The organism is Amycolatopsis roodepoortensis (genome assembly GCF_014873915.1).
Taxonomy (GTDB): Bacteria; Actinomycetota; Actinomycetes; order Mycobacteriales; family Pseudonocardiaceae; genus Amycolatopsis; species Amycolatopsis roodepoortensis.
This window is the reverse complement of the sequence record NZ_JADBEJ010000005.1, coordinates 2,209,609-2,223,072: the sequence shown is the minus strand read 5'-3', so window position 1 is coordinate 2,223,072 and position 13,464 is coordinate 2,209,609. Positions and strand designations below refer to the sequence as shown.

General features: G+C 69.0%; 13 protein-coding genes. 9 read left to right on the top strand and 4 right to left on the bottom strand.

Annotated features, from left to right (window positions below; translation table 11 throughout):
• Positions 1-134: 134 nt before the first annotated feature.
• The 4 genes from rplU to proB all read left to right on the top strand — a co-directional run bounded on the left by rplU (position 135) and on the right by proB (position 3,424).
• Entirely contained in the window at positions 135-449 is a 315-nt protein-coding gene (gene rplU / locus H4W30_RS29885; RefSeq protein ID WP_005158538.1) for a 50S ribosomal protein L21, read from the top strand.
• Between the two features lie 38 nt (positions 450-487).
• Positions 488-745: a 50S ribosomal protein L27 gene (rpmA, locus tag H4W30_RS29880; RefSeq protein ID WP_007034782.1), complete on the top strand. Its 258-nt coding sequence runs from the start codon at positions 488-490 to the stop codon at positions 743-745.
• Positions 746-854: 109 nt separating this feature from the next.
• Positions 855-2,318: a GTPase ObgE gene (obgE, locus tag H4W30_RS29875; RefSeq protein ID WP_192745841.1), complete on the top strand. Its 1,464-nt coding sequence runs from the start codon at positions 855-857 to the stop codon at positions 2,316-2,318.
• On the top strand, positions 2,315-3,424 hold the full coding sequence (proB, locus tag H4W30_RS29870) for a glutamate 5-kinase (RefSeq protein WP_192745840.1): 1,110 nt from the start codon (positions 2,315-2,317) through the stop codon (positions 3,422-3,424). The genes obgE and proB overlap by 4 nt, the downstream gene beginning before the upstream one ends.
• Positions 3,425-3,623: 199 nt before the next feature.
• Here proB and H4W30_RS29865 read toward each other — a convergent pair whose 3' ends face one another.
• The gene (locus tag H4W30_RS29865; RefSeq protein ID WP_192745839.1) at positions 3,624-4,259 is read right to left on the bottom strand and encodes a TetR/AcrR family transcriptional regulator; all 636 of its coding nucleotides are present in this window, start codon (positions 4,257-4,259) and stop codon (positions 3,624-3,626) included.
• A gap of 92 nt (positions 4,260-4,351) precedes the next feature.
• On the opposite strand from H4W30_RS29865, the gene H4W30_RS29860 reads away from it, so the two are divergent.
• Positions 4,352-5,626, top strand: a complete 1,275-nt coding sequence (locus H4W30_RS29860; protein ID WP_192745838.1) for an FAD-dependent oxidoreductase — start codon at positions 4,352-4,354, stop codon at positions 5,624-5,626.
• Here H4W30_RS29860 and argS read toward each other — a convergent pair.
• The 3 genes from argS to H4W30_RS29845 form a co-directional block, all read right to left on the bottom strand.
• Positions 5,621-7,345, bottom strand: coding sequence for an arginine--tRNA ligase (gene argS, locus H4W30_RS29855; protein ID WP_192745837.1), 1,725 nt, complete (start codon positions 7,343-7,345; stop codon positions 5,621-5,623). The genes H4W30_RS29860 and argS overlap by 6 nt on opposite strands.
• Positions 7,346-7,417: 72 nt before the next feature.
• Positions 7,418-8,704: an MFS transporter gene (locus H4W30_RS29850; RefSeq protein WP_192745836.1), complete on the bottom strand. Its 1,287-nt coding sequence runs from the start codon at positions 8,702-8,704 to the stop codon at positions 7,418-7,420.
• Between the two features lie 91 nt (positions 8,705-8,795).
• Complete coding sequence (locus H4W30_RS29845) at positions 8,796-10,901, bottom strand: RecQ family ATP-dependent DNA helicase (protein WP_192745835.1); 2,106 nt, start codon at positions 10,899-10,901, stop codon at positions 8,796-8,798.
• 161 nt (positions 10,902-11,062) lie between these two features.
• On the opposite strand from H4W30_RS29845, the gene nadD reads away from it, so the two are divergent.
• The 4 genes from nadD to octT are packed head-to-tail and all read left to right on the top strand — an operon-like array spanning position 11,063 to position 13,461.
• Positions 11,063-11,662, top strand: coding sequence for a nicotinate-nucleotide adenylyltransferase (nadD, locus tag H4W30_RS29840; RefSeq protein ID WP_192745834.1), 600 nt, complete (start codon positions 11,063-11,065; stop codon positions 11,660-11,662).
• 55 nt (positions 11,663-11,717) lie between these two features.
• Positions 11,718-12,122 carry a ribosome silencing factor gene (rsfS, locus tag H4W30_RS29835; RefSeq protein WP_016332398.1) on the top strand — a complete coding sequence of 135 codons (405 nt, stop codon included), beginning with the start codon at positions 11,718-11,720 and terminating at the stop codon, positions 12,120-12,122.
• On the top strand, positions 12,119-12,733 hold the full coding sequence (locus H4W30_RS29830) for a histidine phosphatase family protein (RefSeq protein ID WP_126729709.1): 615 nt from the start codon (positions 12,119-12,121) through the stop codon (positions 12,731-12,733). Before rsfS ends, H4W30_RS29830 begins: the two co-directional genes overlap by 4 nt.
• A gap of 2 nt (positions 12,734-12,735) precedes the next feature.
• The gene (octT, locus tag H4W30_RS29825; protein WP_192745833.1) at positions 12,736-13,461 is read left to right on the top strand and encodes a diglucosylglycerate octanoyltransferase; all 726 of its coding nucleotides are present in this window, start codon (positions 12,736-12,738) and stop codon (positions 13,459-13,461) included.
• Positions 13,462-13,464 lie beyond the last annotated feature (3 nt).

Sequence of the window (13,464 nt, the reverse complement as noted above, 5' to 3'; positions counted from 1 at the left end):
CCGGGGAGCCCCACGTAACCTGTAGAACGGCCCGCCACCTAGAGCGGGCACCTTGCGCAGCATCAGGACCACCGAAACTTGGGTGGGCCGATCACGCAAGCCCCCACCCGTTGTCGAGTAAGCAGGAGACTTCCGTGTCGGCGTACGCGATCGTCAAGACTGGCGGCAAGCAGTACAAGGTGGCCGTCGGCGACGTCGTCGAGGTCGAGAAGCTCGAAGGCGAGCCGGGTACCGAGCACACCTTCCCCGCAGTCCTTTTTGTGGACGGTGGCGACGTCACCACGGACGCCGACGCGCTGGCGAAGGTCTCGGTCACCGGCAAGGTCGTCGAGCAGACCAAGGGTCCGAAGATCCGGATCCACAAGTTCAAGAACAAGACCGGCTACCACAAGCGCCAGGGTCACCGGCAGAAGCTGACCCGCGTCGAGGTCACCGGCATCTCCAAGTAGGACTTTCTCCGGATCTTCGTCAGAAAGAGGATTGAGCCATGGCTCACAAGAAGGGTGCGTCCAGCTCCCGCAACGGTCGCGATTCGAACGCGCAGCGACTGGGCGTCAAGCGCTACGGCGGCCAGGAAGTCAACGCGGGCGAGATCTTGATCCGCCAGCGTGGCACCAAGTTCCACCCCGGTGTGAACGTCGGCCGTGGCGGCGACGACACGCTGTTCGCGCTGGCCGCCGGTGCGGTCCAGTTCGGCGAGAAGCGTGGCCGCAAGACGGTCAACATCGTGCCGACCGAAGCCTGAGTTCCGGCTTCGAGTTAGAACCTCTGACGAGGGGTGGGGCCGGAATATCCGGGCCCACCCCTCGTTTGTTTTGTGTATCCCCTTTTTCGCGAGTGAATAGAGGCAAGTCATGGCGTCCCGGTTCGTGGACCGAGCGGTGATCCATCTGGCCGCCGGTGACGGTGGGAACGGCTGCGCCTCGGTGCACCGCGAGAAGTTCAAGCCCCTCGGCGGCCCGGACGGCGGCAACGGCGGAAACGGCGGCGACGTGCTGCTGGTCGTCGACCCGAACGTCCACACGCTGCTCGACTTCCACTTCCGCCCGCACGCCCGCGCCGGCAACGGCAAGCTGGGCCAGGGCGGCAACCGCGCGGGCGCGGCGGGGGAGACGCTGGAGATGCGCGTCCCGTCCGGCACCGTCGTGATGACCGAGGACGGCGAGATCCTGGCCGACCTGGTCGGCCCCGGCACCACGTTCGTCGCCGCTCAGGGCGGCCGCGGCGGCCTCGGCAACGCCGCGCTGGCCTCCAAGGCCCGCCGGGCGCCCGGATTCGCGCTGCTGGGCGAGCCGGGGGAGACCCGCGACCTCGTTCTGGAGCTGCGCTCGGTCGCCGACGTCGGACTGCTGGGCTTCCCGTCCGCGGGCAAATCGTCGCTGATCTCGGTGCTGTCGGCCGCCAAGCCGAAGATCGCCGACTACCCGTTCACCACGCTGGTGCCGAACCTGGGCGTGATCACCGCCGGCTCGACCGTGTTCACCATGGCCGACGTCCCGGGGCTGATCCCCGGCGCGAGCGAGGGCAAGGGCCTCGGCCTCGACTTCCTGCGCCACATCGAGCGCTGCGCGGTGCTGGTGCACGTCGTCGACTGCGCCACCTTCGAGCCGGGGCGCGACCCGCTGTCCGACATCGACGCCCTCGAAGAAGAGCTCGCCCGCTACACCCCGAGCCTCGGCGGCGACCTCGCCGACCGGCCGCGCGTGGTGGTGCTGAACAAGATCGACATCCCGGACGCCGCCGAACTCGCCGAGTTCGTGCGCCCGGAGCTGGAAGCCCGCGGGCTCAGCGTGTTCGAGATCTCCACGGCGTCGCGGCAGGGTCTGAAGGAACTGACCTACGCGCTCGCCGCCGTCGTCGAGAAGTACCGCGCCGACCAGCCCGCCCCCGAGCCTGCCAAGGTCGTGCTCCGGCCGATGGCCGTCGACGACGCGGGCTTCACCGTCGAGCACGACCCGGAGGAGGAAGGCGCGTTCATCATCCGCGGCTCCCGCCCGGAGCGGTGGATCCGCCAGACCAACTTCGGCAACGACGAAGCCGTGGGTTACCTCGCGGACCGGCTCAACCGGCTGGGCGTCGAGGAAGTACTCGCACGCAAGGGCGCCGTACCCGGCAGCCCCGTCACCATCGGCGACGTGCAGTTCGAGTGGGAGCCGTCGACCCCGGCCGGGGTCGCTGTGCACCTGTCGGGCCGGGGCACGGACGTGCGGCTGGAGAACACCAGCCGGATCGGTGCCGCCGAGCGCAAGGAAGCCCGCCGGATCCGTCGTGACGGTCCGGACGGCATCGAAGACGAAGACGAGATGGACGACGAGTGAGCTCAACCCGGGTGGCGATCGCCGACGCGAAGCGGGTGGTCGTCAAGGTCGGTTCCTCCGCGCTGACCACCGCCGGCGACGGTCTCGACGTGACCAGGCTGGACGCGCTGGTGGACGCGATCGCCGGCCGGGTCTCCCGCGGCACGCAGATCGTGCTGGTTTCCTCGGGTGCGATCGGCGCGGGTCTCGCGCCGCTCTCGCTCGGCAAACGGCCGCGTGACCTCGCCACCCAGCAGGCCGCGGCCAGTGTCGGCCAGCTCGCGCTGGCGCACGCCTACGCCGAGTCGTTCGGCCGGTTCTCCCTGACGGTGGGCCAGGTTCTGCTGACGTCGGACGACGTCGTGCGCCGCGCGCACTACCGCAACGCGCAGAACACGTTCACCCGGCTGCTGGCCCTCGGCGCGGTTCCGGTGGTCAACGAGAACGACACCGTGGCCACCGAAGAGATCCGCTTCGGCGACAACGACCGGCTGGCCGCGCTGGTGGCCCACCTCATCGGCGCCGACGCGCTCGTCCTTCTGTCCGATGTGGACGGTCTGTACGACGGGGATCCCCGCGACGGCGCGACCCGCAAGATCGCCGAGGTCGCCGGGGAGTCCGATGTGGACGGGATCACCGTCGGCATGTCGAGCTCCGGGCTCGGCACCGGCGGCATGGTCTCGAAGCTCGCCGCCGCCCGCACCGCCGCCGGCGCCGGAATCCCTGTCCTGCTCGCCGCCGCTTCCGAGGCCGCGCGCGCCCTGACCACCGCCGAGGTCGGCACGGCCTTCGCCGCCGCCGACTCCCGGCTGTCGGCCCGCCGGTTCTGGCTGGGCTACGCCGCGGGCGCGTCCGGGAAACTGCACCTCGACGACGGCGCGGTCGCGGCCGTCGTCCGCCGTCGCCGTTCGTTGCTGGCCGCCGGGATCACCGGCGTCGACGGTGACTTCCAGGCGGGCGACGTCGTCGACCTGGTCGATCTCCGGCAGCGGACCGTGGCGCGCGGTGTCGTGGCCTTCGACGCGGGCGAACTGCCCGACCTCATCGGCCGCTCCAGTCACGACCTCCCTGCGGAACAGCGACGCGAGGTCGTTCACGCGGACGACCTCGTCCCGCTGCGCCGCTAGCGCACCAGGCCCGGGCAGGAAGTTCCGCGAACCTGGGCCTCTCTTCCGCGATCGTCGTCCCGGTTCGCTGGGCCGCCGCATCAGGTCCTCGGCGCCGCGCCAGTCGCCACACATGCCGAACGTCGGCCGCCGTTCTTCCACTTGCCCTCCCTAGTCCGGCGGTGGCCCGAAGGGTCCAAGCGGTAGCGGGGGACCTTTGCTACCGCTTGCCTGGATCGGCTAGGTGACCGACCAGACGCGCCAACTGCTCGCCGTAGGCCTCGGCGAACTCGGCCGAGGCGGGGTCCTGGCCGGAGACGGCGCGTACGACGCGAGGCAGCGCCAGCGCGGCACTGGACGCGGCCATGAAGATCACCAGCAGGAACGCGGGGTCGAGGTCGGCAGGGAAGTCGCCCGCGGCCTGCCGGGCCCGCACGTACTCCACCTGTCGCTGGAGGAACCCGCGCTGGCCCTCGACGCCGACCGCGTCGGGTGCGCCGTCGGTCAGGTTCTCCCAGAGGAACAGCTTGGCGAGGTCGTGGTCCCGGACTCCCGACTGGGCGAAGAACCGGACGACCTCCGCGAATGGCTTCTCGTGGTCGGCGGCCGCGGCGTAATCGTCGTACATCGTCGCCGTCAGCGCGTTGTACAGCCCTTCCTTGCCGCCGAAGTAGTACGAGATCAGCTGTTTGTTCACGCCCGCTTTCGCGGCGATCTCGCTGACGCGTGCCGCGGCATACCCCTTCGCGCCGAACTCGGCCTTCGCCGCCTCCAAGAGTTGTGCCTTCGTGCGCTCGGGATCGCGCTGGCGTTCGACGGGGGCGCGGCGAGGGCTGCGCGGGACGGCTTCGGACATGCGGTTCAGCTTAGCCGCTGACTCTTTCAAACATGTAGTTGACTGTATCATCCAGATGGTTGATAGTTGTCGGCGAAGCGAAGGAGAAACCCATGACTACGAGAATCGCGATCATCGGCGGCGGCACGGGTGGGCTCTGCCTGGCGCAAGGTCTGCGCAAGGCGGGAATCGACGTGTCCGTTCACGAACGCAGCCGTACTCGGACCGAACGCCTGCAGGGCTATCGCGTGCACATCAATCCGCACGGCTCGGCCGCGCTGCACGAATGCCTGCCGCCCGAGCTCTGGCGACGTTTCCTGGAGACCGCGGGCAGCGCGAGCGGGCCGTTCACGTTCGTCACCGAGCGGCTGCAGGACCTGATGGTGATCGACAGCGAGCTCACGTCGAGCCCGGATCCCGCGTCCGATCACCACTCGGTCAGCCGGATCAGCCTCCATCAGGTGCTGTCCGACGGGCTCGACGGAGTTCTGCACCACGGCAAGGAGTTCGTCGGCTACCGCCGTGAAGGCGAGGTGGTCGTCTGCGAGTTCGCCGACGGCAGCACCGTCGAGGCCGACTTGGTCATCGGCGCCGACGGGGCCAATTCCCGGGTGCGTAAACAGTTCCTTCCCGAAGCCGAGCGGGTGGACACCGGGATCGTCGCGATCGCGGGCAAACATCCGCTGACCGAAGAGACCCGCAAGCGTTTGCCCGCCCAGCTCACCGACGGTCCGAGCCTGGTGATGCCGCGCACCGGCGCGGGCTTGTTCACCGCGCCGCACGAACTGGCCGGTGTCTCGTCGGTCAACGACGAGACCGCCGAATACGACCCCGTCCTGTTCGACAACACCTCGAGCTACATCATGTGGGCGTTCGCGGCGGACGACCGGCGCTACCCGGACAACCTGTCCTCATTGGACGGTGCCGCGCTGCGAGCCCTGGTGCTGGACCTGATCGACGGCTGGGCCCCCGCGTTCAAGGAACTGGTTGCCGGCTCACCCGAGGGATCGGTGTCCCGGCTGCCGATCTTCACGTCGAAGCCCGTCGCTCCCTGGCCGACGAGCAATATCACCCTGCTCGGTGACGCGATCCACAGCATGACGCCGTTTCGCGGTATCGGCGCGAACACCGCGCTCCGGGACGCGCAGCTGTTGTGCCGCAACCTCGTCGAAGCACGGAAGACCGGCGCGGTGCACGCCGCGGTCGCCGACTACGAGCAGCGGATGCGGGACTACGGTTTCGCGGCGGTGCGCGAATCGGAACGCAGTGCCCGCCAGTTCGTGTCGGAGAACCGGGCGGGCCGAACGATGGCACGAGGGATGTTCCGCTTCTTCCAGGCGGTCCCTCCGTTGAAGCGCAAGGTCTTCAGCGACCACGGCGACTCATAGCCGGGCAGGGGTGGAGATGCCGAGCAGGGACAAACCCAGCGTCAGCGTCTTCGAGGTGAGTTCGGCCAGCAGCAGCCGTGAGTCGCGGACGCCGGCACCTTCCGCGTTCAGTAGCGGGCACTGTTCGTAGAACCGCGTGAACACGACCGCGGTTTCGTACAGGTAGGTGCACAACTTGTGGGGGAGATACCCGGTGGTCGCCGCACCGACCGCCTCGGGGAAGCGGGTCAGCGCGAGCGCCAGCGCCCGTTCCGCGGGATGGCCGAGCAGGATCCGCGCTCCGGTGAGGTCCTGGCCCGCCTTCGCCAGCACGGAACGGATTCGCGTGTTGGCGTATTGCAGGTAGACCGACGTGTTCCCGTTCACGGCGAGCATCCGGTCCCAGGAAAAGACGTAGTCACGCTCGCGATCGCCGGAAAGATCGGCGTACTTGAGCGCGCCGATCCCGATCGCCTCGGCGACCTCTGCCCTCACGTCGGGGGAGAGGTCGCCCCGGCCGTCGATCACTTCGGCGGCGTGGGAGACCGCCTCGGCGAGCAGGTCGGAGAGACGGACCGACTCGCCCGCCCGGGTCTTCATGGCGCGGCCGTCTTCACCGAGCACCGAGCCGAACGCGATGTGCTCGGCCCGATGTTCATTGCGGAGCCAACCGGCGGCCCGGCAGACGGCGAACACCATCGCGAAGTGCTGCGCTTGTGGCGCACCGACGACGTAGAGCAGGTCGGTCACCCCACGTTGTTCCGTCCAGTACCGCACGGTCGCGAGATCGGTGGCCGCGTAACCGTAACCACCGTCCCGCTTCCGCACGATGAGCGGCAGAGGATCGCCTTCCCGGTTGCGGAAGCCGTCGGGAAAGACGCAGACCGCGCCATCGCTGACCTCGGTCAGCCCAGCGGCGGTCAGGTCGTCTACGACCGCGGCGAGAAAGGGGTTGTAGAAGCTCTCGCCGTAGATGTCCCGGCCCGTTAGGTCGATGCCGAGGAGTTCGTAGACCTGGGTGAAATGCCGTGTCGATTCGTCGACCAGGCGCCGCCACAGCGACAAGGTCTCATCGTCACCGCTTTGCAGGAGCACCACACGGTTCCGCGACCGGCTCGCGAAGTCGTCGTCGCTTTCGAACTTCGACCGGGCGGCCCGGTAGAAGCCGTTGAGATCTCCGATCGTGTACGGACCCGAGGGACGCTCGTCGAGCAGATGCTCGATCAGCATGCCGAACGGGGTACCCCAGTCGCCGAGATGGTTGTGCGGGATGACCTCATGTCCGGCGAACCGCGCCAATCGCGTGATCGCGTCACCGATGACAGTCGACCGGAGGTGGCCGGCGTGCATTTCCTTCGCCACGTTCGGACTGCTGTAGTCGATGGCGATCCGCCGCGGCCGCGGTGTCACCGCGACACCCAGCCGCGGGTCACCGTTGAGCGCGGTCGTCCGCTCGGCCAGCCAGGACGAGCGCAGCGTGAAGTTCAGGAAGCCCGGCCCCGCGACCTCCGGTGGTTCGGCGAGGTCGGCGACGTCGAGCCGCGCCGCGATCGCGGCGGCGATCTCCCTCGGCGGCTTGCCGAGCCGCTTGCCCAGGCTCATCGCGAGATCGCACTGGTAGTCGACCCCGTCTTGCGCGGAGACCCGCACCAGCGCGGAGGGAGGCTCGATATCGGTGACGTGGCGAAGGGCTTCCACCACGCGTCGCGCCAGTTCCTCGCTTACATCGCCGAACAACACGGTGTCCCTCCTTCGCACTCGTCGTAGGAGCGCGAGGGTAGCCACCTCGTCACGTCATCGGCGACGGAGTTTTCAGCGCAGGTCGCTGCCCTTGGTCTCCGGCAGGGTGCGGATGACGAAGAACGCGATCACCGCTCCGGCGGCCACGTACCAGAAGAACAGCGTCGACAGCCCCGCGTCGGACAGTGCGGTGAGCACCAGGGGAGCAGTCCCGCCGAACAACGCCACGGTCAGGTTGTACCAGGCGCCGATGCCAAGGCCGCGCAGTTCGGTGGGGAACAGCTCGCTCATGATCGCGGGCGCGATCGACGTCATCGCCGTGTACAGGCAGAGCCCGACGCAGAACACGATCATCAGACCCGGCAGCCCCGGCCTGACCAAAGTGGACAGTGGGACGATGAGGATCGCGGTCGCCGCCGCCCACACGAGCAGCTGTGGTTTGCGTCCGAAACGATCCGACAAGGCGCCCATCGGGTATTGGAGCGCGACGAACAACGCCGTCGCGATCGACAACGCGAGGAACACGTCGACGTCGTCGGCCTTGCGGGTCTTGACCGCGAAGGAGGTCAGGGCGCTGAAGAACGTGTAGTAGCAAAGGGTCGAAAGCATCGAGAAGCCCACGAGCTGCACGACGGCCCGCGGGTGCTCGCGGAGGGTGGTGCGCAGCGGACGTTCGACCCGGCGCGCCGTCGACTTCTTCTCCTCGAAGATCTCGGTCTCGGCGAGACTGCGCCGGAGCCACAGGCCGACGATGCCGAGAACACCGCCGAGCAGGAACGGGATCCGCCAGCCGTACGCGGTCAGATCCGCCTTGGACATCGTCCGCGCGAGCACGAACCCGAGGATCGAGGCGAGCAGGACGGCGGAACCGGTCGAGATGTAGAAGAAGGCGGAGTACCGGCCGCGACGGGCGGGCGGGGCGATCTCACCGAGGTAGGCCGAAGCGTTGGAGACCTCACCGCCGAGCGACAGTCCCTGTGCCACCCTGGCCAGCAGCAACAGGATCGGGGCAAACCAGCCGACCTGGTCGAATGTCGGCAGGAGGCCGATGGCCACCGATCCGCCAGCCATCAGCACGATGGTCAGGATCATCGCCGGCTTCCGGCCCCTGACGTCGGCGAACCGGCCGAGCAGCATCCCGCCGAGCGGGCGGAAGAAGAACGCCAGCGCGTAGGTGGCGAAGGTGTTGATCAACGCCAGGGCTTCGTTGCCCTTCGGGAAGAACTCACTGGCGAAGTAGATGCTGAACGTCGCGTAGATGGTCCAGTCGAACCATTCCAGCGCGTTGCCGACACTGGCGGCGAACAACTTCTTCACCGGGAGCCGATGTCCCAGCCGCTCCGTCGTTGAGTCCGCCATCGGCACCTCCGTACTCGCGCGTGGACGGAACCTTGCCAGAAAGTCCTCGCGCGGGAAAGAACCTGTCGAATGTCGGGATCGCGCTCTTCGGTTACGAGGTGCTGGCGAGAGCGAACGGCAGCACCGCACGCGCTCCCGCCTGGCGGAGCAGCCGCGCGGACAGCGTCATCGTCCACCCTGTGTCGATGAGGTCATCGACCAGCAGGATCGGGCCGTCGGCCGCGGCCACTCGCGCCGCCAGGTCCTCGGGGAGGCTGAGGCGTTTCCACAGATCGGCCAGCCGCTGCGCGCTGTTCGCCTGACGCGGCGGCGGCCCCGCCGAGGCGATGGCGCCCAGGTACTCCAGGCGTCCGATCGAGGCCAGCTTCGTCGCCAGGCTGTGGACCAGCTGAGGTCGCGTGGCGGAAGGCACTTCCACCACCGCCACAGGGCGCTCCGTCCACTGCCAGCCCTTGAGTACCTCGATACAGGCCTGGAAGACCGGTTCGGGGAGTTCGGTGTCCGCCGCGGCCGGGCCGACGAGTTCGCGCAGCCGCGTGCCCCAGCCGACGTCGGTCACCCGGCCGACGACCTGGCCGGTCTCGGCCTGCTCGCCCGCCGGCAGCCGCCCGGAGAGCGGGACCTCCAGCCCGGCCATCCCGGTCGGCCACATCTTCCGCGGCGCGACCTCGACCCCCGGACGGCGCAGCCGTTGCCGGGTGGCGTCGACGACGTCGTCGGAAATCGTGGTGTCCCAATGCCGTCCGGTGCAGTTGTCACATCGCCCGCAGGGGGTGGCTTCGGGATCGTCGAGCTGCTTGCGCAGGAACTCCATCCGGCAGCCGGTGGTCTCCAGGTAAGCCAGCATGGCGTTCTGTTCGTTGGTCCGCGCCGCGCTGACTCGTGCGTAGCGCTCCTTGTCGTAGCGCCACTCTTCGCCGGTGCCCTCCCAGCCGCCCTTCACCCGGCGGACGGCGCCGTCGACGTCCAGCACCTTCAGGACCATCTCCAGCCGGGACCGGGAAAGCTCGACGAACGGTTCGAGCGCCGGTGTCGACAGTGGACGGTCCGCGTACGCCAGGGCGTTCAACACCTGCGTCACCCGAAGCTCGTCCGGGAAGGCCAGTGAGCCGAAGTACGCCCAGATGTCCTTGTCCTCGTGGCCCGGTAAGAGGATCACTTCGGCGCGGTCGACGCCACGCCCGGCACGGCCGACCTGCTGGTAGTAGGCGATCGGGGAGGACGGTGCACCGAGATGGACCACGAAGCCCAGGTCCGGCTTGTCGAAGCCCATGCCCAGTGCCGAAGTGGCCACCAGCGCCTTGACGTTGTTGTTCAGCAGGTCGTCTTCGGCCGCTTGCCGGTCCGCCGGGTCGGTCTTCCCGGTGTAGGCGGCGACCGGGTAGCCGCGCTCGGTCAGCAACCCCGCGACGTCGTGCGCCGCGGCGACGGTGAGCGTGTAGATGATGCCGGAACCCGGCAGCTCCACCAGGTGCTCGGCCAGCCAGGCGAGCCGGGCCTGCGACGTCGGCAGCTTGGCCACCGACAGATGGAGACTTTCGCGGTCCAGGCTGCCGCGCAGGACGAGGGTGTCGCCCCCGTTGCCGATGCCGAGCTGCTCGGCGACATCGGTGGCCACGCGGTCGTTCGCGGTCGCGGTGGTGGCGAGCACCGGGACACCGTCGGGCAGGTCCTTCAACAGGGTCCGCAGCCGCCGGTAGTCCGGGCGGAAGTCGTGGCCCCAGTCCGAGATGCAGTGCGCCTCGTCGACCACGAGCAGGCCGGCGGTCGCGGTCAGCTTCGGCAGGACGGTGTCGCGGAAATCCGGGTTGTTGAGCCGCTCCGGGCTGACCAGGAGGACGTCGACCTCGCCCGCCGCGATCGCCGCCTGGACCTGATCCCACTCCTGCGGGTTCGCGGAGTTCATCGTCGCCGCGTGGATGCCGGCCCTCGCCGCGGCGGAGATCTGGTTGCGCATCAGCGCGAGCAACGGCGAGATGATCACCGTCGGGCCGTTGCCCCGTTCCCGCAGCAACGCGGTGGCCAGGAAGTACACCGCGGACTTCCCCCAGCCGGTGCGCTGCACGACGAGCGCGCGACGGCGGTGGGCGACCAGCGCCTCGATGGCCGTCCACTGGTCGTCACGCAGGCGGGCGCCCTCGCCCGCCAACGACTGGAGGAGGGTCTCGGCGCGGTCCCGGAGAGTCGATGTGTCCACGTCCCCACCTCTACCCCATGCCACCGACGAAGTCGCGATCGGCATGTGGTGAACGGACCGTTCATCCATGGAACGGACTGTAATGTGACCCAGATCACCACCGGTCGGTGGGTCCGGCGACCCGAGCGTGGAGCCTCGCGCGCTGTATAGGCTCACGACCCATGTCACCACGCAGGATCGGGGTCATGGGCGGCACGTTCGACCCCATTCACCACGGGCACCTCGTCGCGGCCAGTGAGGTCCAGGCGCGATTCGCGCTCGACGAGGTCATCTTCGTGCCCACCGGTCAGCCGTGGCAGAAGTCCGACAGGGTGGTCACCCGTGCCGAGGACCGCTATCTGATGACGGTGATCGCGACGGCGTCCAACCCCGTGTTCTCGGTCAGCCGCGTCGACATCGACCGCGTCGGGCAGACCTACACCGTCGACACCCTGCGCGACCTGCGTGCCGAGTACCCGGACGACCAGCTGTTCTTCATCACCGGCGCGGACGCGCTCGAACAGATCCTCACCTGGCGCAACGCCGACGAACTGTTCGACCTCGCCCATTTCATCGGCGTCACCAGGCCCGGCTACCGGCTCAATTCACAGCATCTGCCGAGCGGGAAGGTGAGCCTGGTCGAGGTGACCGCGATGGCGATCTCGTCCACCGCGTGCCGCGAACGCGTCGAAGGCGGGGAGCCCGTCTGGTACCTCGTCCCCGACGGTGTGGTGCGCTACATCGCCAAAAAGGACCTCTATCGGAAAGACCGGGGTTCCTGACCGGGTATCCTCGTCGGGCGAACCCGCGAGTAAAGCCATCTGTTTGAGGAGAACTGTGACAGCCACGTCCGAGGCACGAGAGCTGGCCGTAGCGGCCGCCCATGCGGCGGCGGACAAGAAGGCGAGCGACGTGGTCGTGCTGGACGTGTCCGACCAGCTGGTCATCACCGACGCCTTCGTCATCGCGTCCGCGCCCAACGAGCGCCAGGTCGGCGCCATCGTCGACAACGTCGAGGAGCAGCTCCGGCTCGGCGGGCACAAGCCCGTCCGCCGTGAAGGCGCCCGTGAGGGCCGCTGGGTCCTGCTGGACTACGTCGACGTCGTCATCCACGTCCAGCACCAGGAGGAACGCTCCTTCTACGGTCTCGAGCGGCTCTGGAAGGACTGCCCGCGGATCGAGGTCGCCGGTCTGGAGACACCCGCCGAGGAGGACCCCGCCGACGCGCAAGGCGCCTCGTGAGCCCGCGGCGGCTGGTGCTCTGGCGCCACGGCGAGACCGACTACAACGCGGCAGGCCGGATGCAGGGGCATCTGGACTCCGCGCTGACACCGGTCGGCTGGAACCAGGCCAGGTTCGCCGTGCCCGCGCTCGCCCGGTTCTCGCCGGATCTGGTGATCGCCTCGGATCTGCGCCGCGCCACCGACACGGCCACCGTGCTCACGGAGGCCATCGGCGTCCCGTTGCGGATCGACAAGCGCCTCCGGGAAACCCATCTGGGTGAATGGCAGGGCTTCACCGGTCAGCAGGTCGACGAGGCGTACCCAGGGGAACGCGCGCGCTGGCGCGTCGACGCGACCTGGGCACCGCCCGGCGGCGAGTCGCGGGTCGATGTCGCCGAACGCGCGATGGAGGTCGTCGCGGACCTGGACCGGCCCAATTCCGACGCCGGCGACGCGGTACTGCTGGCCACGCACGGCGGCCTGATCATCGCACTGACCGCGAAACTGCTCGGCCTGCCGGTCCCGTCCTGGCCTTCGCTGGGCGGGATCGCGAATTGTCACTGGGTCGAACTGACCAGGCGTGACGGCAACTGGCGGCTGGCCGCCTACAACGCGGGCATCACCGGCTGAACATGGCCCCGCGCCTGCTGGTGTTCGGCGATTCCCTCAGCTTCCACGGCCCGGACGGCCCGCACGCCGCCGACGACGCGCGTCTGTGGCCCAACATCGCCGCCGAAGCGCTCGGTGGCGCCGCGGACCTCGTCGCCGGCTTCGGCTGGACCGCCCGTGACGCCTGGTGGTCGTTGATCGGTGATCCGCGTGTCTGGGCCGATCTGCATCATGTCGACGCCGTCGTGCTGGCCGTCGGGAGCATGGACACCCTGCCCTCGCCGCTGCCCACCTACCTGCGCACCGGTCTCCGCTATCTGCGGCCCGACCCGCTGCGGCGCGTGGTGCGCAAGGCGTATCTGGCCGCTCAACCGCGGCTCGCGATCGCCCTCCGGGGGCGCCCGGTGGTCCTGCCGTCGAAGCTCACCGTCCAGTATCTCGACACCGCTGTCGGGGCTTTGCGCACGCTGCGACCGGAGCTGCCGATCTTCGGCATGCTGCCCTCCGTGCATCGATCCGACTCGTACGGCCGCGTCCACACCGCCCGCGCCGGTGCCGCCGCCGCCCTCGCCGATTGGGGCCGTCGCGCGGACGTCCCGCTGCTGGATCTCGAAGCCGTCGTCGGCGACCACGTGCTGAGCGGGCGGGGCAATCCGGACGGGATGCACTGGGGGTGGGAGGGACATGCCGCCGTCGGCGCGGAAATGGCCCGCCTGATGGCCCCGGTGCTCCGCCCCGCGGCAACGTAGGCT

Excerpts from the sequence above, each read along its gene's own strand:
- rpmA (WP_007034782.1), top strand. The coding sequence starts at position 488 with ATGGCTCACAAGAAGGGTGCGTCCAGCTCCCGCAACGGTCGCGATTCG.
- obgE (WP_192745841.1), top strand. The coding sequence starts at position 855 with ATGGCGTCCCGGTTCGTGGACCGAGCGGTGATCCATCTGGCCGCCGGT.
- H4W30_RS29865 (WP_192745839.1), bottom strand. The coding sequence starts at position 4,259 with ATGTCCGAAGCCGTCCCGCGCAGCCCTCGCCGCGCCCCCGTCGAACGC.
- H4W30_RS29860 (WP_192745838.1), top strand. The coding sequence starts at position 4,352 with ATGACTACGAGAATCGCGATCATCGGCGGCGGCACGGGTGGGCTCTGC.
- H4W30_RS29850 (WP_192745836.1), bottom strand. The coding sequence starts at position 8,704 with ATGGCGGACTCAACGACGGAGCGGCTGGGACATCGGCTCCCGGTGAAG.
- nadD (WP_192745834.1), top strand. The coding sequence starts at position 11,063 with ATGTCACCACGCAGGATCGGGGTCATGGGCGGCACGTTCGACCCCATT.
- octT (WP_192745833.1), top strand. The coding sequence starts at position 12,736 with ATGGCCCCGCGCCTGCTGGTGTTCGGCGATTCCCTCAGCTTCCACGGC.